Here is a 24,706-nt window from a genome sequence, read left to right on the forward strand (position 1 = left end):
CTTCGCCGCTGCGCCCGGGTCCTTTCGGCTTCGCTCCCGCGCCCCGGGTTCCTGGGGGCTCTTCGCCTCCGCGGCCCGGGCTGCTTGGGCTCTTCGCTCCTGCGCCCGGGTCCTTTCGGCTTCGCTCCCGCGCCCCGGGTTCCTGGGGGCTCTTCGCCTCCGCGGCCCGGGCTGCTTGGGCTCTTCGCCGCTGCGCCCGGGTCCTTTCGGCTTCGCTCCCGCGCCCCGGGTTCCTGGGGGCTCTTCGCCTCCGCGGCCCGGGCTGCTTGGGCTCTTCGCCCCTGCGCCCCGGTCCCTCCGGTACTTCGCCCCCACGCCCCCCGCGCTCTCGGCTCCTCGCCCCCGCCCCCCTTCGGGCCGGGTGGGGTGTCTCGCGTGCTAGGCGAACTGTCCCGGCTGGTAGTCGCCCGCGGGCTGCTGGATGATGACGTTCATCCGGTTGAAGGCGTTGATGAGGGCGATCAGGGACACCAGCGCGGCCAGCTGCTCCTCGTCGTAGTGCTTGGCGGCGTTCGCCCAGACCTCGTCCGGAACCCCGCCGGCCGCGTCCGCGATACGGGTGGCCTCCTCCGTCAGCTCCAGGGCGGCGCGCTCGGCCTCGGTGAAGCAGGTGGCTTCCCGCCACGCCGCGACCATGTTGAGGCGCAGCCAGTCCTCACCGGCGGCGACGGCGTCCTTGCTGTGCATGTCGGTGCAGTAGCCGCAGCCGTTGATCTGGCTGGCGCGGAGCGTCACCAGGTGCCCCAGCCCGGCGGGCAGCGACGAGTCGTGGATCACCTTGGACGCCGAGACCAGGTGCTTGACGAACTTGCCGAAGGTCGGGATCTCGAAGGCGTTCAGACGGGCGCTCATGGCGAACTCCTTGGCCGTTGTCGGTGGTTACACACTTCTGACGGAACGGCTCGGCGGAATGTGACATGGGCGGAAGTGACGTGGGTCACCCGCTGTCGGTGCCGTGGGAGTGTCCGGTGCCGTGGGAGTGCTCGGCCTTTCGCATGGGGTACCAGGTGTCGCCGGCCGGCCGGGGCGGGTCCGTGAGGTTCCAGCTCCACGAGAGCGTCGGCGTGATGCGCAGGTAGTGACCCGGGCCCACCATGCCGACGCGCTCCACGGGGCCGTCCGCGACCCCGTACACGCGGATGCCGCGGGCGACGAACGGCTCGATGGAGACCAGGTCGTCCACGACGAAGGCCACCTTGTCGCGACCGTGCCCGACGTTGCGGAACTTACGGGTGCCGAGCACCTCCGGGCGCGGGCCGCCCACCCAGAAGTGGGTCCCGTCGAACTCGAGGGCCACCGGCACCACATCGGGCTGCTCGTGCGCGCAGAGGCTGGCGAGCCGGGCGAGCGGGTTCGAGGACAGGTAGACGATCTCCTCGTCGCTGAACGACATGTCGGCTCCTCCGGCGGCACGGACAGGCTCCGCCCCAGGCTAGGACGCCACAGCCCGCCCCCTGCGGACGTAGAGCCGGAGCGTCTGGTCCATGTCCCGCTCCTCCATTGCCGTCCGCTCCTCCTCGAGCGGCGCCCGCACGTACCCGGCGCGGGAGACGACGCCCTGGGACGGGAGGTTGTCGGCCTCGATGGTGGCGCACAGGAGCCGTACGTCGTCCCGGGCCAGGGCCCACTCCGACAGGGCGCGCAGGGCCTCGCTCGCGTAGCCGCGGCCACGGGCGCCCTCCACGAGGTCGTAACCGACCTCCGCGCGGCCCTCCTCGTCGGGGGCGCCGTGGAAGCCCATGCCGCCGACCGCGAGGTCGTCCTCCCGCCGCACGAGGACGAACAGGCCGAACTCGGGCCGGTGCACGCCCGCCTCGTACGCCTTCAGCATCATCCCGGCGGCCTCCCTCGTCCCCTCGAAGGGCCCGCCCACGACCCATGTGAACCCGCCGTCGCCGCCCGCGCTCAGGTCGGCGGCGGCCGCGGGGGTGACGCCCTGGAGGGTGAGGCGGTCGGTGGGAAGGACGAGGTTGTTGTGCCAGCGCCACTCGGTGAGCGGCGCGCGGCCGGGCAGGTCACCGCGGCCGGTGGCCCACAGCAGGGTGCGCCAGTGGTCGGGGCCCGGCTGGACGTGCGGGAAGATCGTCGTCAGCACGAACTGGGAGAGCACGGCGGGCGGTTCGTAGGCCAGCCCGAGCCCCTCGGCGATGTCGTGCGTGTGCAGCAGCACCTCGGCGACTCCCATCGCGGCGAAGCCCTCGCGGTTCGCGCTGCGGAAGGGGTACGGGTGGAAGGCGCGCACCTCGGGGGGTGCGGTGCGGACGGCGGCGGTGAGGAGGGCGCCGGTCGCCTCGATGACCTGGATCAGTCCCGCGTTGTCGGTTCCCTCGTCGAGGGTGATGTCGAAGGGGACGTACGCGCTCTGCGCCCGGCCCGCCAACTGCCCCGCGTACGCGATCAGATCACCCGCGATGTGCTCGGCCGCCTCCCGGCAGCTCCACTCCAGCCTCCCGGCCTTCACTCCGTCCCAGTCCCGGTCCACCGCCGTCCGCAGCAGCGCCGCCGCACCGGCGACGGCCTCGTCCACTCGTTCCCCACCCATGTGTCGCATGTGCGGCAGGCTACGGGTCCCGGCTGGTCAGGGCGACAGCATTTCCAGCTCGGAGGAGAGGTTGTAACGGGCGGTGGCCTCCCACTTCTCCCGGCCGTACGGCGTGCGGAACAGGCTGGGCAGGGAGAGGAGTTGGCGCAGAATCGCCGAGCGGCCCTCGCGGAAGGCGTCGTTCGGGACGAAGTGGTACTCCTCGCGGACGGCGGCCGTGTAGGCGGCGTACGCGGAGGGCGGGGCGGCGAGGATCGCGAGGTCGGCGTCGCACAGGACCTGGCCGTTGCGGTCGTCCGGCGCCGGGTCGTGGGTGGTGGTGAGGCGGACCAGACGGGCCACCTCGGCGGTGCGCTCCGCGGGGACACCGGCCTCGGGGAGGGCGCGTTCGGCGAGGCGGGCGGAGCGCTCCTCGTTCTCCGAGCGGTCGGGGAGGTAGACGGCGTCGTGGAACCAGGCGGCGAGCCGTACGACGTCCGGGTCGTCGGCGTGTCCGGCGAGTTCGTCGATGCGGTCCAGGACCGCGGTGAGGTGGGTGAGGGTGTGGTAGCGGCGCTGCGGCTCCTGCCAGCGGGTGAGGAGGTTGTCGGCGTACGGAGCCGAGTCGGGGGTGGTGGCGGGTGAGCGGGCGGCGTTCAGGGCTTGGGTGAAGCGGGTGCGCAGGGCGTCGGGATCGGCCATGGCGTCATTGTGGCGGGTGTGTTCGCCGCCCCGGTGTGCCGACGTCCTCCCGGGCGCGTGCCCGGCCCCCTAGCGTGGACGCCATGACTTCTGCTGACGTGCATGACGTACGGGATCCCGAGCTGCCGGGGCGGCTGCTGGTCGTCGAGCGGGACGCGCTGATTCCGCTGTTGCGGTCGCGGCCGGAGGGCGACTTCGCGCTGCCGACCGCAGCGTGTCCGGGGTGGTCGGTGCGGGATGTGCTGGCGCACTGTTCGGCCGCGTTGATGCGGGTGGTGGAGAGCCGGTTCGAGAAGGGCGTGTTCTCGCCCGAGTCCAACGACCGGGACATCGCCGAACGCGCCGACTGGACGAACGCGCAGGTGGTCGACGAGCTCGAGCGCGGGATGACCGAGGCCGGGCCGGCGATCGCCAAGGCGGGCGGAGTGCTGGACGTGCTCGCGCTGGGCGAGTGGGTCCACGCGGGTGACGTGCGGGACGTGCTCGGGGAACCGGCGGCGTACGCCGGGGCCGGATTGCCGGACGCGCTCCGGCTGCTCGCCTGGTTCACCCGGGAGCGGCGGCATCTGCCCCTGCACGCCGACCTGGACGACGTCGACGAACCCCTGCGCCTGGGCGAGGCGGCGGCTCAGCGGCCACCGGCACGGTACATCGGGGACGCCGCCACACTCGTACGGCTGTATGCCGGGCGGCCGGTGGAGGGGGCGTCGTACGAGCTGGCGGGGGCGGAGGCGGGGGAGCTGAACATCTTCGGGTGACGGCGATGGGCGTCTTCGGGCGACGGTGACCTGGGCGCGGTCTCCGCGGTGGGCGGGGCGTACGCTTGGATGGATTGGACTAGACCTGTAGCCGCCGTCGAATGCCGAGGAATGGGGTCCCATGAGCGAGCGTGCAGTCCTGGAGGTGATCGCCCTCGGCGTCGAGGACGCGGTCGCCGCCCAGGCCGGGGGTGCGGACCGGTTGGAACTGGTCACCGACATGGCCACCGACGGGCTCACCCCGCCCGTCGAGACGTTCGCCGGGATCCGTGCCGCCGTCGACATCGATCTGCGCGTGATGCTGCGGCTGGTGGACGGGTTCGCGGTGGGGGACGTGGAAGAGGTCGTACGGGTGGCGCGGGCGATGCGGGATGCCGGGGCCGAGGAGTTCGTGCTCGGGTTTCTCGACGCCGACGGTGGGGTCGACCTGCGGGCCGTCGAGCGGGTCGTGGGCGTGCTCGACGGGTGCCGGTGGACCTTCCACCGCGCCGTCGACCGGGCCGCCGACCGGGATGCGCTGCGTAAGCAACTGGACGGGATGCCCGGGCTGGACACCTATCTCACGGCCGGGTCGGCGGCGGGAGTGGACGACGGGCTCGCCACGCTGGTCTCCGAGGCGGGCAGGAGTGGGGAGCCCGGGTACGAGCAGCGGATTCTGGTGGGGGGCGGGTTGCGCCTCGACCACGTGCCGACGCTGCTCGCCGCCGGGATCGACGGTTTCCACATCGGCGGGGCGGCGAGGCCGGGAGGGTGGGACGGGCCGGTGTCCGCGGCTGCGGTGGCTGAGTGGCGCGCGGTGCTGGACGGCGTTTCCTAGGCGCCCGGCGTGCGGGCTGGGCGGGGGGTGGGTGCGCAGCCCGGCGCGACGGGGTGCCGCTTCTGTGGGTCGGGAGCCGCCCCAGCGGCACGACTGCCCGCAGCTACGCCGGCATGACGTCAGCAGCTGGGCGAGCTGCAACGCCTTGGGGGCGCGGGGCTGTGTCCATATGCGGCTCCGCCGCGTGGGCGCGACCAGCCACCGACGACCTGCAGCCCGCCACGAGCAGTCACCACCCCCCACCCTCCCGGTCCCGGCCCAGCTCCGCCGGCAGCGGCGCCGCATGCGCAACGATCAGGCCCGACACCGCTCGGGTCAGGGCGACGTACAGCCGGCGCAGACCCGTTCGCTCGTCCGGTTCGCCGTCGACCACCGCCTGGGGCTCGTCCAGGACGACGTAGTCGTACTCCAGGCCCTTCGCGAGCGTCGCCGGGACGAGGGTCAGGCGGGTCTGCTGTGTCGTCTCCTCGCCCGGGGCCAGGTACGTTATCCCCACCGCCGTGAGCGCCTCCGCAAGGGCCGGAACCCGGGCATCCGCGGCGATCAGGCCGATCGACCCCTCGTTGCCCAGCAACTCCTCGCACGCGGCGACGACTTCCGCCGTGTCCGACACTCCACGGACCTCGAAGAACCCCGGGTTCTCACGGATCGACGCCACCGGTGTCAGGCCCGGCGCGATGTGCGGGAGGAGGCGGGAGGCGTACGTGATCACGTCCGTCGGGACGCGGAAGCCGGCCGTCAGTTCCTCGATCACGCCGTCCGGCTTGCCGAGGTGGGCCAGCGCCTCGTCCCAGCTGCGCGTCGCCCAGGGGGTCGTACCCTGCGCCAGGTCGCCCAGGATCGTCGCCGACCCGGTCGTACAGCGGCGGCCCACCGCCCGGTACTGCATCGGAGACAGGTCCTGCGCCTCGTCGAGGACGACATGGCCGAGGGACGGCGTGCGCGCCACGATGTCGTTCGCCTCGTCGATCAGCACCGCGTCCGCCACGGACCACTTGGCCGACCTGACGCTGCGCGCCGGCTTCGCCCAGAGGATCGCCTTCTGCTCGTCCTCGCTCAGCAGCCCCTGCGCGTGTACGGCGAGGAAGTCCGCGTCCGCGAGGAGGCGCAGCACGAGCTTCGCCGGGTCCACCGCCGGCCAGATCGCCTTCACCGCGGCCTTCACCGCGCTGTTGCGGGCCACCGCGTCCTGCACCCGGTCGTCCGGCGCCTCCCCCGCCCGCTCCATCTGCACCAGCACGGCATGCGCGATGCGCTGCGGGAGGGCCTCGCGGGCGGCCCCGTAGCGGATGTCGCGGGCGAGCAACTCGCTGACGATCTCCTCCACTTCGTACGCCGGGACGCGCCAGCGACGCGATCCGCGCACGACGACGACCGCCTCCGTCGGCATGGTCACCTGCGAGTAGACCGCCCGCCGCAGCACCTCCGCCATCCTCGCGTCGCCCTTGATCACCGCGGCCGCCGCGTCATCGGTGCCGCGCACCTCGACGTGGGCCACCAGGTCGTCGACCGTGGCCTGGCGGACCGTCAACTCGCCGAGCGCAGGCAGCACTTGCTCGATGTAGTGCAGGAAGGACCTGTTCGGCCCGATGACGAGCGTGCCGGTGCGGGCGAGCCGCTCGCGATGGGCGTACAGCAGATACGCCACCCGGTGCAGACCGACCGCCGTCTTCCCGGTGCCCGGGCCTCCCTGCACGCACACGGTCCCGCCGAGCCCGGACCGTACGATCTCGTCCTGCTCCGGCTGGATCGTCGCCACGATGTCCCGCATCGGGCCGACGCGCGGGCGCTCGATCTCCTGCTGGAGCAGCTTGCTGGTCTTCGCCGCCTCAGCAGGATCCGAGAGGTGCTCGTCCTCGTACGCCGTGAGGTCGCCGCCCGTGTAACCGAAGCGGCGGCGCAGCGCGATGTCCATCGGGTCCTTCTTGGAGGCCCGGTAGAAGGGCTGCGACACCGGCGCCCGCCAGTCGATGACCATCGGGTCGCCCTCGGCGTCGTGCACATGCCGGCGCCCGATGTAGAAGCGCTCGCCCTCGGCGCCTTCCGCCCCCTCCGCGATGTCCGGGCGGGGACGATTGAAGGGGCGCAGATAGTCGAGCCGCCCGAAGAACAGCGGCGTGTCGCTGAGGTCGGCCAGCGCCTTGATGCGCTCGTCGATCTGGTGGGCGAGGACTTCGGCGTTGACCCAGTTCGCGGTGACGTCGCTGATGTCGAGGGACTCGACGTCCTCGCGCATGGCACGCAGGGCGGCGCGGGACCCGGCGAGGTGGGAGCGTTCTCGGGAAAGCGGGTCGAGCTGGTCGAGGGGGTCCAGGGGGTCGTCGACGGGCGTGGACAAGGGGGTGCCTCCGGAGGGACCTACAGGTGGGTGACAGGCAGGTGGTCGAGAGAGCCGACCGGTTACCGTCCGGGCGGCGGCACTCCGCGGGGGAGGCGGGCAAGAGCGGAGATTTTAGGTGAGCGGGGAGGGCGGACGCCAACGAATATTCAACGACTGTTCAGCGCCCGGTCCGTCCCCTAGGGGATGCGCCCCTCCCCCTGGGGGGAAGCGGTCCGTCCCGAGGCGTACGGAGGCAGCAGGCGGCTTCGGACCGCAGACCGATGCCGTCCTTATGGCTGCGAATCCATCATGGAGACATGAGCGCAGCAACCATCCACCCAGCCCCCGTGGCACCCCACGGAGCGACGGCGCTCCAGGGGAACCACCATCACCGCCTCGGCGAAGCCCTGCGTGCCATCAAGGTGTTCATGGGCGCCGCCTTCGACGTGATCATCCTCGGTGAGTACGGCGAGGAAGCGGGCGTCCGCCGCAAGTGACCGTCTAGGGTCACCGCGTGACCCGCCGTTCACAGTCCGCAACCCCCTCCTGTCTTCTGGCGGTTTCCCTCCTCGCCCTCCTCGCCCTCACCGCCCTCTGCGTCCACCAGCGCCTGCCGATGGCCGACGCCCTGGTCTACCGGGCCGAAGGACAGGCCGTCCTCCGCGGCGGCGACGACCTCTACGACTTCACCGTCACCGAGTGGCATCTCCCCGCCACCTACCCGCCCTTCGCGGCACTCCTCTTCGTCCCGGCGGCGCTGATCCCCGTCCCGGCCCTCAAGGCGACCTTCCTGGCGGGCAACGCGCTCCTGCTCGCCGTACTCGTCCACCTCTCCGCACGCCTGGCGGGCCTGCCGAAGATCCGCCTCCCGGCCCTCTGCGCCGCCACGGCTCTGGCCCTCTGGCTGGAGCCGGTCTTCCAGACCCTCCTCTTCGGTCAGATCAACCTCGCCCTGGCCTGCCTGGTCCTGTGGGACCTCACACGGCCGCCCGGCGCTCGTGGCAAGGGCCTGGCGGTCGGCGTCGCGGCCGGGATCAAGCTGACGCCGGCGCTCTTCATCGCGTACCTGCTGCTGCGCGGGCGACCCCGGGAGGCGGCCACGGCGACGGCCGCCTTCGCGGGGTCGGTCGTCCTCGGGGCCCTCGCCCTTCCCGCCGCGAGCCTGGACTTCTGGACCCGCCGCCTCTACGAGACGGACCGCGTGGGCAAGGCCTGGATCGTCGACAACCAGTCCCTGCAGGGACTGATCGCGCGTGCACTGGGAGACCCGGCACCGGGCCTCGCCTGGGTCCTCCCGGCGGCAGCCGTAGGGATCACCGGCATGTGGTCGGCGGCGCGGGCCGCCGACGAGAGGCACGCCGTCCTTCTGACGGCGTTCACCATGCTGCTGGTCTCGCCGGTCAGCTGGTCCCACCACTGGGTGTGGTGCGTCCCCCTGATCGCCGTACTGCTGGCGGAGGGCCGTCCCCGCCTGGCGACGGCGACGACCCTCCTCTTCACGGCCCGCACGATGTGGCTGCTCCCGCACGAGGGCGACCTGGATCTCCGACTCCCCTGGTGGCAGCAGCCGTTGGCGGCGCCGTACCCACTCCTGGGGCTCGCCCTCCTGGTCGCCTATCCCTCGGCCAGGATCTCGTCCGCGTCCACGATCCGGTACGCGTACCCCTGCTCGGCGAGGAAGCGCTGGCGGTGGGCGGCGAAGTCCTGGTCGATCGTGTCGCGGGCGACGACCGAGTAGAAGTGGGCCTGGTGGCCGTCGGACTTGGGCCGCAGGACCCGGCCGAGGCGCTGGGCCTCCTCCTGGCGGGAACCGAAGGTCCCCGAGACCTGGATGGCGACCGTGGCCTCCGGCAGGTCGATGGAGAAGTTCGCGACCTTGGACACGACCAGGACGCTGATCTCGCCCTCCCGGAAGGCGTCGAAGAGCTTCTCGCGCTGGGCGTTGGAGGTCTCGCCCTTGATGACGGGGGCATTCAGGTGCTCGCCCAGTTCGTCGAGCTGGTCGATGTACTGGCCGATGACCAGGATCTGCTGCCCGGCGAAACGGCGGACGAGGGCCTCGGTGACCTTGCGCTTGGTGTCGGTCGTCGCGCAGAAGCGGTACTTCTCCTCCTGCTCGGCGGTGGCGTACGCGAGCCGCTCGGAGTCCGTCAGATTGACCCGCACCTCCACGCAGTCGGCGGGCGCGATGTAGCCCTGCGCCTCGATCTCCTTCCAGGGAGCGTCGAACCGCTTCGGACCGATCAGCGAGAACACGTCCGACTCACGCCCGTCCTCCCGCACCAGCGTCGCCGTCAGCCCCAGCCGCCGCCGGGCCTGAAGATCCGCCGTGAACTTGAAGACCGGCGCCGGCAGCAGGTGCACCTCGTCGTAGACGATGAGCCCCCAGTCCCGGGAGTCGAAGAGCTCCAGGTGCGGATAGACGCCCTTCCGCTTCGTCGTCAGCACCTGGTACGTGGCGATGGTGACCGGGCGGATCTCCTTGCGCGTACCGCTGTACTCCCCGATCTCGTCCTCGGTCAGCGACGTCCGCTTCACCAGCTCGTGCTTCCACTGCCGGGCGGAGACGGTGTTGGTGACGAGGATGAGCGTCGTCGACTTGGCCTGAGCCATCGAGCCGGCGCCCACCAGCGTCTTCCCGGCACCACAGGGCAGGACCACGACCCCGCTCCCGCCGTGCCAGAAGTTCTCCACCGCCTGCTTCTGGTACGGCCGCAGCGCCCACCCGTCCTCGGCCAGCTCGATCGGGTGCGCCTCGCCGTCGACGTACCCGGCGAGGTCCTCGGCCGGCCAGCCCAGCTTCAGCAGCGTCTGCTTGATCTGTCCGCGCTCGGACGGATGCACGACGACGGTGTCCGGATCGAGGCGGGCGCCGACGAGGGGCGCGATCCGCTTGGAGCGCAGCACCTCCTCCAGGACCGGGCGGTCGGTGGTGGTGAGGACGAGGCCGTGCGCCGGGTGCTTGGAGAGCGTCAGACGGCCGTACCGGTCCATCGTGTCGGCGATGTCGACCAGCAGCGCGTGCGGCACGGGGTAGCGGCTGTACGTCACCAGCGCGTCCACGACCTGCTCGGCGTCGTGCCCGGCCGCGCGCGCGTTCCACAGGCCGAGCGGTGTCACCCGGTAGGTGTGGATGTGCTCGGGCGCCCGCTCCAGCTCCGCGAACGCCGCGATCGCCCGACGGCACGCGTCGGCCTGCTCGTGATCGACTTCCAGGAGCAGGGTCTTGTCCGACTGGACGATCAGTGGTCCGTTCACGCGTGGCTGCCTTTCCGGATGCTCGGCGGGGCTCGGCGGGGGCTCGGTGGGGGCCAAACGTCCAGTGTGCCTGATCCTTTCCGGAGTCCCACAGGATGTCATTTCATCTGTCTTTTCATCCGTGTGAGTGGCGCGGTTTCACCTGTACGGCGGCGGCTGCGAAGAATGCCGGACGTGCCGCCCATCAGCCGTGATCCGTCCCCGACCACCACCACCCTCGGGTATGCCCTGTTCGCCACCCGCTGGTTGCAGGCCCCGCTCTACTTCGGTCTCGTGGCCGCGCAGGGGGTGTACGTCTACAAGTTCTTCAACGAGCTGTGGACCTTAGTCCTGCGCTGTGTGACCGGGCAGGCAACCGAGACGTACGTCATGCTCGCCGTGCTCAAGCTCGTCGACGTCGTCATGATCGCCAACCTGCTGATCATGGTGATCGTCGGCGGCTACGAGACGTTCGTCTCCCGCATCGGCCTCCAGGGCCACCGCGACCAGCCGGAATGGCTCTCGCACGTCAACTCCAACGTGCTGAAGGTCAAGCTCGCCACGGCCATCGTGGGCATCTCCTCCGTCCATCTGCTCCAGATGTTCGTGGACGTCCACCACACATCGCGCCACTCACTGCTGTGGGGCACGGTGATCCACATGGCGTTCATCGCCTCGGCGGCGATCCTGGCGTACATGTCGGGCCCGATGGCCGCGCACGCCGAGCGCGGTCATCAGCCGGCGCATCGCGACCCCGCTCCCGAGGCGCCCGTCGAGCCGGCTTTCGTCCCGGCCCAGGCCGCCTCACGCGAGGACGAGCCCAGCGCGGAGGAGCGGCTGAGCGCCGCCGGGTTCCCGGCCCGCAAGCTGCTGGAGGACTTCGACTCCGAGCACCCCCGCTCCTTCGACCGGGAGACCGTCGCCCGGCTCGGCAAGCTGGACTTCGTCGCCGCCCGCCGCAACGTGGTCTTCGTCGGCCCGCCCGGCACCGGCAAGACGCATCTGGCCGTCGGCCTCGGCGTGCGGGCCTGTCAGGCCGGGCACACGGTGCTGTTCGCGACCGCCGCCGAGTGGGCCGCCCGGCTGGCCGGCGCACGGGACGCCGGGCGGCTCGCCGAGGAACTGGCGGCGCTGGACGACCACGCCGTGCTGATCGTCGACGAGGTCGGCTACACCCCACTCGACGCGGAGACCACGGCCCTGTTCTTCCAGTTGATCGCGCACCGCTACGAACGGGCCTCGCTGATCGTGACCAGCGATCGCCCGCTCGGCCGCTGGGACGAGATCTTCGGCGGTCCCTCCGCACTGGCGATGGTGGACCGGCTGGCCCACCACGCCGAGGTCGTACGGATCGACGGGGACAGCTACCGGATGCGCCGCGCTACTTCAGCGTGGGCAGACCGAGGTTGTTGATCAGCGGTCCCTCGATGGTGACGCCTTCGGTGATCAGGGACTCCGCCGCCGGGGCCGGGAGGGGCAGCGGCGGGGCGGCTGGGGCCGCGGCGGCCCCGGGAGCGAGGGCGGTGACCATCGCGGCCGCCGAGACGAGGGCGGCGACGGCGACGCCGGTACGGGTGTGGACGGGGCGGTTCGAACGCATGCGGACTTCGGGGCCTTTCGGTTGCGGAGGGCGGGCCGGCCCCGGGACGCCGGGCCGGCCCGAAAGGTGCGCTGCGGTCGCGTCAGACCTGCGGGGTTTCGACTACCAGCCCGGCGATGTCGATGCTGACCGCCGCGGCCTGTGTGGTGGCGGCACCGATCATCAGGGCCACGGCGGCCAGGACGGTGGCAAGACGGCGAGCTGTGCGCATGGGACAACTACCTCTCTGTTGCGCTCACTTGAGCGTGATCAGGACACCCGGTGGCTGCCCTGCGCCACGCGACGCGATGCGGAAACACCCGAAAGGTCCCTCAAGAGTTGGAAAAGCCCGGCGTGGCGGGTATGAACCGCCGCGTACGCCCGGACGAGTGAGCCGCCCCAGCCGTCAGATCTGGTCGTCCGCGAGCTCGGCCACACCGGTGATCCGGTGCAGCGGATACGTCCGCACCTCGTCCGCGGTGTGGTCGTACGCCGTCACGAACCCGCCCTCGACCCGCACCGGCGCGATGACCCGCTGACTCGCGGCGCCCTCGGCGTTGACGTATCCGATCCACAGCGCCTCGCCGGTCAGGACGGCGGCCTGCATGGTGGCGAGGGTCTCCGCCGAGGTGGTGCGGGGCAGCTCACCGCCGGTCACGGGGGCCGCCGTCGCGTTCGGCTTGCGCGGGGTCGTGGAGGCGAGGTCGCCCGCGCGGATGGCACGGATCGCGGCCGTCAGCAGCGTGGCGTCCGGCGTCGGCGGACCGTCCGGGACCGGCTCGGGTGCCGTGCGCGGCGGGGTGCGGTGGGCGTCGGCGCGGGTGATCAGGACGTCGCCCTCGGCCGACTCGGCGGCCGGCGCGAAGCCCATGGCGCGCAGGCCCTCCAGCAGGGCGGCCGGGTCCGCCTGGGCGGCCAGCACCGTCGGCGCGAGGCGGCGCAGGCGCAGGCCCGCGGCGCGCTTGTCGGCGAGGATCTCGTTCAGCATCGCGTCGTCGTCGCAGCGGACGTACGCCGACGCCGCGCCCACCCGCAGATGCCCGTGCTTACGGGCCACGTCGTCGATCAGGTACGCCAGCGGCTGCGGCACCGGCGTACGCGAGTGCTCGGCGAGGAAGGCGTGCAGGTCGGAGGCGCTGCGCCCGGCGTCGAGGGCGCGGCGCACCGAGCCGGGAGTGAAGCGGTAGACCGTGGCGCCGCCCTTGGACTCCACGTCCGCGAGCACCCCCAGCATGTCGGCGAGCGGCCGCTGCAACGGGCCGGGCGCGACGGCCGTGAGGTCGGCCTGGAGGAGGACGTGGTCGAGCGGCTCGGGGAGGAGCGGGGCGAGGAGGCGGGCGGCGGCAGCGGTGGCCGCGGCCTGCTCGGCGGGGGAGAGGGGCTCGGGAGCCGGGGTGGGGCGGTGATGGACGGGGAGCTTGTCGCCGGGGCCGACCGGGTTCTCGGGCACGGGTTCCGGTGGCCGTGCCCCCAGCAGGGCCCGCCCCTGCGCCGACAGCGCCCCTCGCCCGGTCACGCCCAGCAGCTCCGCCTCGTTGAGCGTCCAGCGGGCGAGGCGGCTACGCAGGTCGTCGTCCTGCTGAGGCCCGCGCAGCGGCCGTTCCCAGCGCAGCCGTGCCAGCACCGACTCGGCGGACGGGGACGCGCCCTCGGGCAGCCCGGCGAGCAGGGTCAGCACCCGGTGGCGTACCTCCGGCGCGGCGGAGCGGTCAAGGCCCGGGCCGAGCGCCGACAACGTACGGTCCTTCGCGTCCCGCCCGCCGACCAGCCCGGCCGTACGCGTCGCCGTCAGCCACGCCTCCGCCAGCCGCGCCCAGCGCTGGGCCGAGGGCTGCTCCAGCCACTCGTCGTAGGCGGGGGTCGCCGCGTACCGCTCGTCGGCCTCGCCGTCGGAGGCCAGCAGGCCCGCGGCGTAGGCCAGCTCGACCCAGAAGGCGGCGACGGGTTCGGACACGTCCAGGGCGACGGCGGTGCGCTTGAGGTCGCGCACGCTGAGCCCACCGGCCCGCAGCACCGTGGGCCCGCCCTCGTCCCAGTCCTTCAGCAGCTCCTCGACGGTCGCCAGCGCCGTGTACGCCTGCCCGGCCGCCGTCCTGTCCACAACCTGTGGACGGTGCGTCGCGGCCGGCTCGATCGGGGGCGGCAGCGGCTCGGTGGTGCGGTGCGCGCGGCCCGCGCGCAGATGCAGGGCCACCTCGCGGGGCAGGACGACCGTGCCGGGCGCCGTCGGCAGCAGCAGGCCGCGGTCCAGGAGCCAGCGCAGGCGGGGTGCCGGATCCGCGGTGACCTGGCCGTACGGCGGTCCCCACACCAGCCGGGACAGGACCTCCCGGGACTCCTCCGGCGCGTCGGCCAGCAGGGCCGTCATGCGCCGCCGGTCGCTGAAGAGGGCGGTGAGCGAGGCCACGGCGGACACCGCGTCGTGGGTCGAGGGCAGCCCGGCCGTCGTGACGATCTCCTGGATCCGCCCCGGCGACATGCCCGCCGTCGCCTCCTGCACGGTCGGCCCGAGCCCGGTCGGCGACGGATGCTGCGGCGAGGGCGCGAGCAGCTCGCGCGCGGTGCGGACGAGGCGCAGCCGGTCGTCGCCGCCCCACACCAGGGCCTGGTCGCGCAGGGTGCCCAGGGCGTGCGGCAGCGCGCCGGCCACGGTCGGATCGCCCTCGTCGCCGGTCAGCAGGCCGAGCAGTTCGTCGTACGTCGCCGGGTCCGCCGCCACGGCCAGCGCCTCCGCCGTCTGCAGCGCGAAACGGTCCAGCCGCTCCAGGGCACGCACGACGGAGGCCCGCGTGCCGGCGCGGGTCGCCAGCTGAGTCAGGTCGGTCGGCACGGGGGTGATGAGGTCGGGCCTGCTGCGCAGAAGCACGGCCAGGGAGGCGTCGTCCCGCGCGCGGAGCGCTTCCGCGAGGGAACGGGGCGGTGTAGCCGGGTCGCTCATCCGACTCACGTTACCGGGTGGAGGGACGGGTCAGGGGGGTCCGCGGGATGCCTCCCGGGCGAACGGAACGTTGCGCAGATGGCCCCCGGATGAACATCACCCGGAGGATTGCGGCACCTCTGGCAACTCCCCGCACCCACTGGTCACCCTGGGCTCCCGGTCAACTACTTCACGGCTCAAGGGAATTCGGGGGCAGCGGTGAGAAGGGTATTCGGGGGGCAGCGGTGAGCGAGCAGGCCGAGCAGTGGATCGCGATCCTGAGTCTCGCGTTTCCCGTCGCGGCGTTCCTGTGGGAGTTCGCCATCGTGGGCCGCAAGCGGCTCGGCTACCGGGTGCAGATGGACACCATGGCCGCGGACGCGGCCGACAAGCCGTACGCCGACGTCCTGGGGGACATGCGGCACGACGGCCACCAGCTCAAGGATCCCTCGTTCGTCCTGCTGCGCATCGAGAACGCCGGATCGACCAAGATCGTGTCCGACGACTATCTGGCCGACCCCGCCGATCCCTACGGCATCAAGGTCACCTTCCGGGACCGCCGGGTCGCGGCCGTCGTCCTCACCGATCCGAGCGACGACGCCCTGCGCGACTTCTTCTTCGAGGAGGTGACGGAAGGCGACACCGTCCGCAACGTCGCCAAACCGGGCTTCCGCCGCAACAACAACGAGCGGGAGCGCACGGGCATCATCCGGCTGCCGAAGGTGACGCTGCCCCGGGGCGCCGAGTACAAGGTCCTCGTCGTGCTGGAACGCTGGCCCGACGACAACGGCACCGACCCGTTCCCGGATCCGGTCGTCCGGGGCACCGACGGTCAGGACCGCTGGTACGACCCCCTGGTACGGCTCCTGCGGCTGAAGGCGACCAGGACCGAGAGCCATGTCTTCGCCTCCCGGCCCGCATGGTGGCTCATCTGGATCCTGATCGCGGCCGTCGTCGTCCAGGCCTCCTTCACGCTCGTCTTCCGCAACGACCGACGGCCCCCGCTGGACTGCGTAGGCGGCACCCTCCACCTGCACGGCTCCACCGCCTTCGCGCCCGCGGTACGGGCCGCCGCGCGCGACTACCTCGAGCGATGCGACGGGGCGGACGTGCACATCCCGCTCGCGGACGACACCTTCAAGGGCAGCACCGACGGCGTCACCGACCTGGACAAGGCGGGCAAGGACGCCGAAGTCCCGGTCGGCGAGGGCCTCGGCGACCACATCGCCTTCACCGACGGCCTCGCCTCCGACGGCCACCCCCGGCTGATCCCCAGGCCCGTCGCGCTCTCCGTGTTCACCCTGGTCGTCAACAAGGACGCCGGCGTGGAGAACCTGAAACTGGACCAGATACGCGAGGTGTTCGCCGGCCAGGTCCAGAACTGGTCCGAGGTCGGCGGCAACGACGTGCCCGTCCACCTCATCAACCGCGACCCCGGCTCGGGCACCCGCAGCACCCTCGTCGCCAAGGTCCTGGGCGGCAAGGAACCGCCCCAGTTCACCGTGACCGACTGCGCGGCCCTGAAGCCGAAACGGTACGGCCGCTGCGAGGTCAGCAGCACGGACACCATGCTGAACAGAACCGCCTCCACCCCCGGCGCCATCGGCTACAGCGAGGCCACCGGAGTCGACGGCCACAAAGCCGCCGGCAACCTCGTCAAGCTGACGATCGACGGCCGCAAACCGACAGCGGAGGGCGTCGAGGACACCAACTATCCCTACTGGCAGACCGAGTTCGCCTACACCTACGGCGAGGCCCCGGCCGGCTCCGTCGCCGCTGCCTTCCTGAACTTCCTCACCCAGCAGAGCGGCCGCGACATCCTCCGCGCCCACGGCCACGGCCTCTGCTCCGAGGTACAGAACTCGGGCGAGTGCCGCCCGCTCTGAGCCGCCGCGTCCGTCCTGTCCTGCGCTAACGTCGTCCCACGGGGTATCCAACGCACCCACCCCGGAGGGGACTTCGTGGGGATCGAGAGCGACCAGGTCGTCTACGAGTATCTGAGCCGTGTCGGCGACGTGGCCCAGCAGCGACAGCTGCCGTCGGCCACCCGCATGCGCCTGGTGTCCGAGCTGCGGGGCGAGATCGACCGGCGGCGCGCCAAGGCCCCCGTCGACAGCCCCGCCGCCGTCCGCCGCATCATCGCCCGCCTCGGCACCCCGGACGAGGTCGTCGCCGCGGCCGGAGGCAAGGCCGTACCGGCCCCGCAGCCCCCGGTCACCTCCGTACCCGTACAGCCACAGCCACGTCCGGAGAGCCGCGACGGCGAGGCGGCCGAGGCCCGCCCCAAGGGCCTGCGCCGCATGGTGCCCCGCCCCCGCCCCGCCGAGCCCGCGGCGACCCCGGACGAGGCCCCTGCGCCGCCCCACCTCGCCAGCACGGCGGACCTCGGGGGCAGCGCGACCCAGCCCGACTGGTGGCGGGTGGACAGCAGCCCCTTCGGCCCCGGAGAGGACGTCCCGGGGTTCGTCGGCGGAGTCGAGATCCCGGAGATGCTCAGGCGCCCACCGGCACAGGACGAGGCCCGGCTACGAAAGAAGGAGCCGGCCGAGGAGCCCGCCCCGGCTGCCGTGGAGAAGACCGAGGAAGCGGCACCGGACGCACGCCGTCGCCGCCTCCTCCGCCGCCCGACCCTCCCCACCAGCCGCTGGAGCAACCCCCTCCTCCTGCTCGCCGCCGCGCTCCTCGTCACCGGCGCGATCCTCGGCAACCTCATCGTCCTGCTCCTCGGCTGGCTCATCGCCTGGGGCTCACGCCGCCTGTCCGACGCCGAGACCAAATGGGCGGTGGTGATCCTCCCCGGCCTCTCCCTCACGGCAGGCGTGGTCTGGCTGTGGGGCCGCACGGAGGGCCGATGGGGCACCCCTATCGCCGAAGGCCAGATGAATGCTGCCCTCGCCGACACATGGCCGTGGGTGGTGAGGGGCGCGGCGGTGGCATCGGCCTTGTTCATCGTCTGGCGTTCACAGAAGCAGACCTGAGGGGCGCGGGGCTGTATCGATATGCGGCTCCGCCGCGTGGGCGCGACAAGCCCCCACTCACCCGCAGTCGCCACACCACATTCACGACCGAGCTACTGGGCGAAGGCACAATGACCCCCATGGCCTTCACCGTCGGCTTCGACCTGGACATGACCCTCATCGACTCCCGCCCCGGCATCCACGCCACCTACACGGCGCTGACCGAGCGGACAGGGACATACATCGACGCCGACCTGGCGATCACCCGCCTGGGGCCACCCCTGGAGGAGGAGCTGGTCAACTGGTTCCCGGCGGAACAGGTCCCCGCCATGGCAGACCTGTACCGCGAGATGTACCCCACGATCGCCATCGCCGCGACCCCCGCACTCCCCGGCGCCGCCGAGGCGATCACCGCCGTACGCGCCGCGGGCGGCCGCGCGATCGTCGTCACCGCCAAGTACGAACCGAACGCCAAGCTGCACCTGAAGCATCTCGGCATCGACCCGGACGCCGTCATAGGCAACCTCTGGGCCGAGCAGAAGGCGGAGGCCCTGCGCGAGTACGGCGCAGTCGTATACGTCGGCGACCACGCGGGCGACGTACGAGCCGCCCGAGCCGCCGGCACCCTGTCGGTCACCGTGGCCACCGGCCCCTACGGCACCGACCAGCTGCAGGCACTCGGCGCGGACGTGGTCCTCACGGACCTGACAGGGTTCCCGGACTGGCTCACCGGCTACCTGGACGCGCCCCGCGCCTGACGCCTCCCCGCCGCGATCGAGCGGAGCACCCCCGCTCCGGCGACGAGGAATCCGACGCCCATGAGCATGCTCAGTCCGAACATGTATGTCGGAAATGGCGTCGTACCGAGCAGGAAGGGCGTCACCGTGACCAGAGTGGCCACGGCACCGATGAAGAACACGACCGCTCCGGCACGGATCAGCCGGTCACCGGGAGCGGCGGAATTCGTTTGGGTTTTGTCACGCACCGGACCAGGGTAGTTCCCTGCGCGAGGGAACAACCGGGCGACGTCTTGTCACGGGCCCGGGGACCATTAGCCTTGGTACCGGCGGGTCATGGTCGACCCGCTGTAGTGCTATCAAGAGCCGTTTTCAGAAGCAGTTTTCCGACGAGTACGAGGACGAGGACAGACGTGCCTACCGGCAAGGTCAAGTGGTTCAACAGTGAGAAGGGCTTCGGCTTTCTCTCCCGCGACGACGGCGGTGACGTCTTCGTTCATTCCTCGGTCCTCCCCGCCGGAGTAGACACACTCAAGCCGGGACAGCGAGTGGAGTTCGGGGTCGTCGCCGGTCAGCGCGGTGACCAGGCCCTTTCGGTCACCCTGCTCGACCCGACCCCCTCGGTCGCGGCGGCCCAGCGCAAGAAGCCGGACGAGCTGGCGTCGATCGTCCAGGATTTGACGACGCTCCTCGAAAACATCACCCCGATGCTGGAGCGCGGCCGCTACCCCGACAAGGCCGCCGGAAAGAAGATCGCCGGTCTGCTCCGGGCGGTCGCCGACCAGTTGGACGTATAAGTCCAGTAAGTCCCGTTCAAGTCCCGTTACGGGAAATCCAGCGCATCCCGGCCGAGGGGCGGCACCAGCCCCTCGGCCGCCGCGCGTGTGAGCAGCCCGCGTACCGCCGCGTAGCCGTCCACGCCGAGGTCGTGCGTGAACTCGTTGACGTACAGCCCGATGTGCTGGTCGGCGACGGCCGGGTCCATCTCCTGGGCGTGCTCCATGACGTAGGGCCGGGAGGCCTCGGGGTCGTCCCAGGCGGCCTTCACGGACGTACGGATGGAGTCGGCGAGCAGCCGCAGTGCGGCCGCGCCCAGCGACCGCTTCGCGATGATCGCGCCCAGCGGGATGGGCAGCCCGGTGGTGTTCTCCCAGTGCTCGCCCATGTCGGCGAGCTTGTGCAGCCCGTAGTTCTGGTACGTGAACCGCGCCTCGTGGATGACGAGCCCCGCGTCGACCTTGCCGTCCCGCACGGCGGGCATGATCTCGTGGAAGGGCAGGACGACGATCTCGCCGACCCCGGCGGGGAGCGTGTCGGCGGCCCACAGGCGGAACAGCAGATACGCCGTCGACTTCTCGCTCGGCACGGCGACCGTACGGCCCGTCAGGTCGACGTCCGCCTCCCGCGTCAGCACCAGCGGCCCGCAACCCCGCCCCAGCGCACCCCCGCAGGGCAGCAGGGCGTACTCGTCGAGGACGTACGGCAGCACGGCGTACGACACCTTCAGCACGTCGAACTCGCCGCGCTCGGCCATGCCGTTGGTGATGTCGATGTCGGCGAAGGTGACGTCGAGAGCGGGGGCGCCGGGGACGCGGCCGTGGGCGAGGGCGTCGAAGACGAAGGTGTCGTTCGGGCAGGGGGAGTACGCGATCTGCAACGGCTCACTGCTCATGCGGGTTCCAACTCTCCAGGACGGGCGCGAGCTTCCCGAAGCCCTCCGTCAGCGTGGCCAGCGCGTCGCCGATGCGCCAGGCGGCGCGGTCGCGGGGGCCGACGGGGTTGGAGATCGCGCGCAGCTCCAGCACGGGCGTGCGGTGCGCGGCCGCGGCCTCGGCGACGCCGAAGCCCTCCATGGCCTCGGCCAGGGCGGTGGGGTGGCGCTCGCGCAGCCGTGCGGCGCGGACGGCGGTGCCGGTGACGGTGGAGACGGTGAGGACGGCGCCGGGGCGCGCGCCGGTGGCGGTCGCGACCTCTCGTACGAGTGCTTCCGGCGGACGGTGGGTGACGGTGCCGAAGCCCAGCTCGGTGACGGGCAGGAAGCCGTCCGGTGTCTCCGCGCCGAGGTCGGCGGCGGTGATCTCGTCGGCGACGACGAGGGAGCCGACCGGGGCGTGGGGGAGGAAGCCGCCGGCGATCCCGGCCGAGACGACCAGGCCGTACGGGGCGCCTTCGAGGGCGGCCGTGGTGAGGGCCGTGGCGGTGGAGGCGGCGGCGAGGGCCGGGCCCACACCGGCGGCGATCACGTCGACGCCGGGGAGCGAGAGCGCCCGGGCCACCGCGTCCCTCTCCACAGGGACAGCGGTGGCCACCAGGACACGTACTGCGGCGGACGTGGTCAGCTGTCCTTCTTGAGCTTGAAGGACCACAGACCCGTCACGTCCTTCTCGCCGCCCTTGATCGACACCAGCGTGGAGTCGCCGCTGGCGCCGTACTGGGCGTTGAAGAACACGCTGCCCGGGATGGTGCGGTACGTCTTCTTGCTGGAGTCGGTGAGCGGCTGGCCGTTCATGAGGATGGTCCAGCCCTCGTCCGCGATGTCCGGGTCGACGCCGAAGCGCACGGTCTCGTCGGGGTCGACCTTGATGGACTCGATGCCCTTGTCCTTCAGGCACTTCGCCAGGTCGGCGGGCTTCAGCGCGTCGCCCTCACCACCGCAGGTCGCCTCCGTGTGGACGGAGGAGGTGCCGACGGTGACCGTGGCCAGGGGCGTCGGCTCGTCGCAGGCCGACAGCAGGAGCAGTCCGGCGGAAACGGCGCCGGCGGCGGCGAGCGCGCGGCGGCGTCGCACAACGGATTGCAGCGTGGTCATGGCGGAAGGCTATCGGGCGCGTATGGCGCTCTCTCTACGTGGGGGCGGCGTGCCGTGCGTCACGGAGGTGTCAGGGCGTACGTCACGGAGGCGCCGGGGCGTGTCAGTCCACCCGCGGCCGGGCGTGGCCGCCGTGCCGGGCTGGGCCGATCGGGCCTTTGGCGGTGGTCAGTCTGTCGGTGGCGGCGATGGCCGCGCGGGGCGGCAGCCCGAACCAGGCCGCAGGGCGTGCGCCGTGGAGGCGCCGATGCCTGCGTCACCGCGGCGCCGGGGGCGTGTCAGTCGGCCCGCGGTCGTGTGTGGCCGCCGTGCCGGGCCGAGCCGATCGGGCCTTGACGGTGGTCAGTCTGTCGGTGGCGGCGATGGCCGCGCGGGTCGGCAGCCCGAGGCAGGCCCGCAGGGCGTGCGGCGTGGAGGTGCCGATGCCTGCGTCACGGCGGTGCCGGGGGCGTGTCAGTCGGCCCGCGGTCGTGTGTGGCCGCCGTGCCGGGCTGAGCCGATCGGGCCTTTGACGGTGGTCGGCCTGTCGGTGGCGGCGATGGCCGCGCGGGGCGGTAGCCCGAACCAGGCGTGCGGCGTGGAGGTGCCGATGCCTGCGTCACGGCGGCGCCGGGGTGTGTCAGTCGACTCGTGGCCGGGCGTGGCCGCCGTGGCGGGCCGAGCCGATCAGGCCCTTGACGGTGGTCAGCCAGCCGACGGCGACGATCGCCGCGCCGATCAGCAGGCCGAACGGACCCCTGAGCGGCAGCACGATGCCGATCGCGCCACCGAGCACCCAGGACATCTGCAGCAGCGTCTCGGAGCGCGCGAACGCCGACGTACGGACCAGCTCCGGCACGTCCCGCTGGATCAGCGCGTCCAGCGACAGTTTTCCCAGTGCCTGCGCGAACCCGGCGACCGCCGCCAGGAACGCCACCAGGACGGCGCCGAAGAAGGCCGCGGCCGTGATCGCCACGGCCAGCACGAAGCCCACGACGGTCACGATGATGATCTCCGGCGCCCGGGACCTGAGCCACGCCCCGACGGCCGTACCGATCGCGTTTCCGACCCCGGCCGAGACGGCCACTATGCCCAGCGACACGGCGGCGCTCTGGCCGGACATCGGGTGCTCGCGCAGCAGGAACGCCAGGAAGAAGATCAGGAAGCCGGACAGGCAGCGCAGGGCGGCGTTGGCGCCGAGCGCGTGGGTGACGGCGATGCCGACCGTGCGCAGCCCGGGGCGCTTGACGGGCTTGAGGTGCGGCCCGTGCAGATGCTGCTCGTCGGCCGCCAGCAGCGCGGTGTCCTCGCCCTTGGCCGAGTCGACCTTGTGCGGGAGCGAGAAGGACAGGAACGTACCGGCGATGAAGATCACAAAGGCGCCGTAGAGCGGCCAGCGCGGCCCGATCGCCTGGAGCCCCGCGCCGACGGGCGCGGCGATGCCGGTGGCGAGCAGCCCGCCGAGCGTGACCCGTGAATTGGCCTTCACGAGGGAGAAGCGGGGTGGCAGGAGCCGGGGCACCACGGCGCTTCTGACGACCCCGTACGCCTTCGAGGCGACCAGCACCCCGAGCGCGGCCGGATAGAGCTGGAGGTCGCCGCTGACGACGGCGCTGGACAGCACCAGGGCGAGGAGCGCCCGGGCCAGCATCGCGCCGGCCATCGCCGCCCGGCGGCCGTGCGGGAGGCGGTCGAGGAGGGGGCCGATCACGGGGGCGAGGAGCGTGAACGGCGCCATGGTGATGCCGAGGTAGAGCGCGACGCGCCCGCGGGCCTCGTCGGTCGGGACGGAGAAGAAGACGGTGGAGGCGAGCGCGACGGTGATCATCATGTCGCCGGCGCCGTTCACCCCGTGCAGTTCGATCAGCTTGCCGAGGCCGGACTCACCGGCGCCCTGCGCGTGCGTCGCCTTGCGGATGCCGCGGGCGGTGCCGGTGACGGGGAAGTGCAGGGCGCGGCCGACCGCGCGGAGGGAGCCGCCCATCCGGCCCGTTCCGCCGCCTCGACTCCGGCCGCCCTTGGCGCCACCGACTCCGGTGGCTCCTTGGGGCGGCCTCGCAGTTGCCACGACGCAATAGTGCCCCGAGATGGGGGTGGGTAGTGCGGTTACGGCGCGTATGGGGGGAACCGATGGGCAAGTCTCAGGTTGCCGGAAGGTTCGGAGGAGGGCCGCCGGAGGGCAACTCTCAGGTCGGCGGCACCGGTTCTTCGGGCTTCTGCCGGCCGCCGCGCACGGTGAAAGGGCCGTCGGTGTAGGCCCAGCGCTCGCGAACAGGTAGCGTGCGTATCTCAGCCATCCCGCACAATGGATGACGTAGGTGCGCCCGAGCGCGATTCGGACGCGGACGTCGACGCGGCCCACAGGTCCGCTCCGTCCGTTCCATCGCCCTCGAGGACCGCACCCGAGAGACGGCGTAGGAGAGAAGCGATACCTGTGAGCGCAGCGACAACGCGAAGCCGCACCCCCGACCGTCTGTGCGCCGAGGCGGTCGACCTCGCCCGCAGTGCAGCCGAGGAGGCCGCCGCGCCCGGCGTGGTGGGCGAGCACGCGGGTCTGATCTCCGAGGGCGACCGCGTTGTCACGCACTTCTTCGAGTGCAAGGAGCTCGGGTACCGCGGCTGGCGCTGGGCGGTGACGGTGGCCCGGGCGTCGCGCGCGAAGATCGTGACGCTGGACGAGGTGGTGCTGCTGCCGGGTCCTGACGCGCTCCTCGCTCCCGAGTGGGTCCCGTGGAGCGAGCGCCTGCGCCCCGGCGACATGGGCCCGGGTGACCTGCTCCCCACGGACGCCGAGGATCTCCGCCTGGAGCCCGGCTACTCGGGTGAGGACGAGCCGGTGCCGAGCTCGGCCGTCTCGGAGGAGATGGCGGAGCTGGTGGAGGCGGAGGACGCGGAGGTCACGGGCGCCACCCCGGCGAACCTCCCGGTGACGCCGTCCCGTGGCACGATCGCCGCCGTCGCCGAGGAACTGGGCCTGCGCCGCGCCCGCGTCCTGTCCCGCTACGGCCTTCATGTCGCCGCGGACCGCTGGGAGGAGGCGTTCGGCGCGAAGACCCCGATGGCTCAGGCGGCCCCGGCCTCCTGCGTCAGCTGCGGCTTCCTGCTCCCGATCGGCGGCTCACTGGGCCAGGCCTTCGGCGTCTGCGCGAACGAGTTCTCCCCCGCCGACGGCCGTGTCGTATCCCTGACCTACGGCTGCGGCGGCCACTCCGAGGCCGCGGTCATGCCCAAGCCGCCGCGTCCGGCTCCGCCGGTGATCGACGAGACGCGGGTGGACCACTTCCCCCTGCGGCCGGCGGCGGATTCGGGGTCGGTGCCGATCGCGGCGGACGAGGACTCGGCGGAGTTGGGGCACTCCTAGGGTTCAGGCCGA

General features: G+C 72.2%; 23 protein-coding genes and 1 pseudogene. 10 read left to right on the forward strand and 14 right to left on the reverse strand.

The annotated features are described in order from the left end of the window. Positions 1-378: 378 nt before the first annotated feature. From ACZ7L6_RS21080 to ACZ7L6_RS21095, 4 genes are all read right to left on the reverse strand, one after another. Positions 379-852: a carboxymuconolactone decarboxylase family protein gene (locus ACZ7L6_RS21080; protein WP_471926026.1), complete on the reverse strand. Its 474-nt coding sequence runs from the start codon at positions 850-852 to the stop codon at positions 379-381. Between the two features lie 85 nt (positions 853-937). Then, on the reverse strand, positions 938-1,393 hold the full coding sequence (locus ACZ7L6_RS21085) for a PPOX class F420-dependent oxidoreductase (RefSeq protein ID WP_471926028.1): 456 nt from the start codon (positions 1,391-1,393) through the stop codon (positions 938-940). 39 nt (positions 1,394-1,432) lie between these two features. Further along, on the reverse strand, positions 1,433-2,551 hold the full coding sequence (locus ACZ7L6_RS21090) for a GNAT family N-acetyltransferase (RefSeq protein WP_471926030.1): 1,119 nt from the start codon (positions 2,549-2,551) through the stop codon (positions 1,433-1,435). A gap of 27 nt (positions 2,552-2,578) precedes the next feature. Next, positions 2,579-3,223, reverse strand: coding sequence for an HD domain-containing protein (locus tag ACZ7L6_RS21095; protein ID WP_471926031.1), 645 nt, complete (start codon positions 3,221-3,223; stop codon positions 2,579-2,581). Between the two features lie 83 nt (positions 3,224-3,306). Here ACZ7L6_RS21095 and ACZ7L6_RS21100 point away from each other — a divergent pair, with 83 nt between their 5' ends. Together ACZ7L6_RS21100 and ACZ7L6_RS21105 are read left to right on the forward strand one after the other, a co-directional pair. Continuing rightward, positions 3,307-3,981, forward strand: coding sequence for a maleylpyruvate isomerase family mycothiol-dependent enzyme (locus ACZ7L6_RS21100; RefSeq protein ID WP_471926032.1), 675 nt, complete (start codon positions 3,307-3,309; stop codon positions 3,979-3,981). 121 nt (positions 3,982-4,102) lie between these two features. Beyond that, on the forward strand, positions 4,103-4,798 hold the full coding sequence (locus ACZ7L6_RS21105; protein ID WP_471926034.1) for a copper homeostasis protein CutC: 696 nt from the start codon (positions 4,103-4,105) through the stop codon (positions 4,796-4,798). Between the two features lie 229 nt (positions 4,799-5,027). On the opposite strand, the gene ACZ7L6_RS21110 is transcribed toward ACZ7L6_RS21105, so the two are convergent. After that, positions 5,028-7,136 (reverse strand): HelD family protein, encoded by a 2,109-nt coding sequence (locus ACZ7L6_RS21110; protein ID WP_471926036.1) that lies wholly within the window; start codon positions 7,134-7,136, stop codon positions 5,028-5,030. A 299-nt stretch (positions 7,137-7,435) separates the two neighbouring features. Here ACZ7L6_RS21110 and ACZ7L6_RS21115 point away from each other — a divergent pair, with 299 nt between their 5' ends. Next, the gene (locus tag ACZ7L6_RS21115) at positions 7,436-7,615 is read left to right on the forward strand and encodes a hypothetical protein (protein ID WP_471926038.1); all 180 of its coding nucleotides are present in this window, start codon (positions 7,436-7,438) and stop codon (positions 7,613-7,615) included. Between the two features lie 17 nt (positions 7,616-7,632). Then, a pseudogene (locus tag ACZ7L6_RS21120) lies at positions 7,633-8,733 on the forward strand (glycosyltransferase 87 family protein); the annotation flags it as partial. On the opposite strand, the gene ACZ7L6_RS21125 reads toward ACZ7L6_RS21120, so the two are convergent. Next, entirely contained in the window at positions 8,733-10,376 is a 1,644-nt protein-coding gene (locus ACZ7L6_RS21125; RefSeq protein ID WP_471926040.1) for a DNA repair helicase XPB, read from the reverse strand. The pseudogene ACZ7L6_RS21120 and the gene ACZ7L6_RS21125 sit on opposite strands and share 1 nt — an antisense overlap. A 165-nt stretch (positions 10,377-10,541) precedes the next feature. Between ACZ7L6_RS21125 and istB the strand changes: the two genes are divergently transcribed. Beyond that, positions 10,542-11,768 (forward strand): IS21-like element helper ATPase IstB, encoded by a 1,227-nt coding sequence (gene istB / locus ACZ7L6_RS21130; RefSeq protein WP_471926042.1) that lies wholly within the window; start codon positions 10,542-10,544, stop codon positions 11,766-11,768. Here the strand turns inward: istB and ACZ7L6_RS21135 are convergent. The 3 genes from ACZ7L6_RS21135 to ACZ7L6_RS21145 all read right to left on the reverse strand — a co-directional run bounded on the left by ACZ7L6_RS21135 (position 11,737) and on the right by ACZ7L6_RS21145 (position 14,872). Then, positions 11,737-11,955 carry a hypothetical protein gene (locus ACZ7L6_RS21135; protein WP_471926044.1) on the reverse strand — a complete coding sequence of 73 codons (219 nt, stop codon included), beginning with the start codon at positions 11,953-11,955 and terminating at the stop codon, positions 11,737-11,739. The genes istB and ACZ7L6_RS21135 overlap by 32 nt on opposite strands. 82 nt (positions 11,956-12,037) lie before the next feature. Further along, positions 12,038-12,166: a hypothetical protein gene (locus ACZ7L6_RS21140; RefSeq protein ID WP_471926046.1), complete on the reverse strand. Its 129-nt coding sequence runs from the start codon at positions 12,164-12,166 to the stop codon at positions 12,038-12,040. A gap of 174 nt (positions 12,167-12,340) precedes the next feature. After that, complete coding sequence (locus ACZ7L6_RS21145; RefSeq protein WP_471926048.1) at positions 12,341-14,872, reverse strand: helicase-associated domain-containing protein; 2,532 nt, start codon at positions 14,870-14,872, stop codon at positions 12,341-12,343. Between the two features lie 224 nt (positions 14,873-15,096). On the opposite strand from ACZ7L6_RS21145, the gene ACZ7L6_RS21150 reads away from it, so the two are divergent. The 3 genes from ACZ7L6_RS21150 (at position 15,097) to ACZ7L6_RS21160 (ending at position 18,566) form a co-directional block, all read left to right on the forward strand. Beyond that, a complete protein-coding gene (locus tag ACZ7L6_RS21150; protein ID WP_471926050.1) occupies positions 15,097-16,737 on the forward strand; it encodes a substrate-binding domain-containing protein in 1,641 nt (546 codons plus the stop codon). Between the two features lie 75 nt (positions 16,738-16,812). Beyond that, entirely contained in the window at positions 16,813-17,829 is a 1,017-nt protein-coding gene (locus ACZ7L6_RS21155; RefSeq protein ID WP_471926052.1) for a hypothetical protein, read from the forward strand. A gap of 119 nt (positions 17,830-17,948) precedes the next feature. Further along, positions 17,949-18,566 (forward strand): HAD family hydrolase, encoded by a 618-nt coding sequence (locus ACZ7L6_RS21160; protein ID WP_471926054.1) that lies wholly within the window; start codon positions 17,949-17,951, stop codon positions 18,564-18,566. Here ACZ7L6_RS21160 and ACZ7L6_RS21165 read toward each other — a convergent pair. Next, entirely contained in the window at positions 18,542-18,793 is a 252-nt protein-coding gene (locus ACZ7L6_RS21165; RefSeq protein WP_471926056.1) for a hypothetical protein, read from the reverse strand. The genes ACZ7L6_RS21160 and ACZ7L6_RS21165 overlap by 25 nt on opposite strands. A gap of 165 nt (positions 18,794-18,958) precedes the next feature. On the opposite strand from ACZ7L6_RS21165, the gene ACZ7L6_RS21170 reads away from it, so the two are divergent. Further along, positions 18,959-19,342, forward strand: a complete 384-nt coding sequence (locus ACZ7L6_RS21170) for a cold-shock protein (protein WP_004000281.1) — start codon at positions 18,959-18,961, stop codon at positions 19,340-19,342. A 26-nt stretch (positions 19,343-19,368) separates the two neighbouring features. On the opposite strand, the gene ACZ7L6_RS21175 is transcribed toward ACZ7L6_RS21170, so the two are convergent. The 4 genes from ACZ7L6_RS21175 to ACZ7L6_RS21190 all read right to left on the reverse strand — a co-directional run bounded on the left by ACZ7L6_RS21175 (position 19,369) and on the right by ACZ7L6_RS21190 (position 23,401). Further along, entirely contained in the window at positions 19,369-20,217 is an 849-nt protein-coding gene (locus ACZ7L6_RS21175; protein ID WP_471926058.1) for a 1,4-dihydroxy-6-naphthoate synthase, read from the reverse strand. Continuing rightward, positions 20,207-20,911, reverse strand: coding sequence for a futalosine hydrolase (locus tag ACZ7L6_RS21180; protein WP_471926060.1), 705 nt, complete (start codon positions 20,909-20,911; stop codon positions 20,207-20,209). The genes ACZ7L6_RS21175 and ACZ7L6_RS21180 overlap by 11 nt, the downstream gene beginning before the upstream one ends. After that, entirely contained in the window at positions 20,881-21,354 is a 474-nt protein-coding gene (locus ACZ7L6_RS21185) for a DUF2771 domain-containing protein (protein WP_471926062.1), read from the reverse strand. The genes ACZ7L6_RS21180 and ACZ7L6_RS21185 overlap by 31 nt, the downstream gene beginning before the upstream one ends. A 619-nt stretch (positions 21,355-21,973) precedes the next feature. Further along, positions 21,974-23,401, reverse strand: a complete 1,428-nt coding sequence (locus ACZ7L6_RS21190; protein ID WP_471926064.1) for an MFS transporter — start codon at positions 23,399-23,401, stop codon at positions 21,974-21,976. Positions 23,402-23,767: 366 nt separating this feature from the next. On the opposite strand from ACZ7L6_RS21190, the gene ACZ7L6_RS21195 reads away from it, so the two are divergent. Further along, positions 23,768-24,694, forward strand: coding sequence for a DUF3027 domain-containing protein (locus tag ACZ7L6_RS21195; protein WP_471926066.1), 927 nt, complete (start codon positions 23,768-23,770; stop codon positions 24,692-24,694). Positions 24,695-24,706: the final 12 nt, after the last annotated feature.

Source organism: Streptomyces sp. NPDC107522 (genome assembly GCF_055657525.1).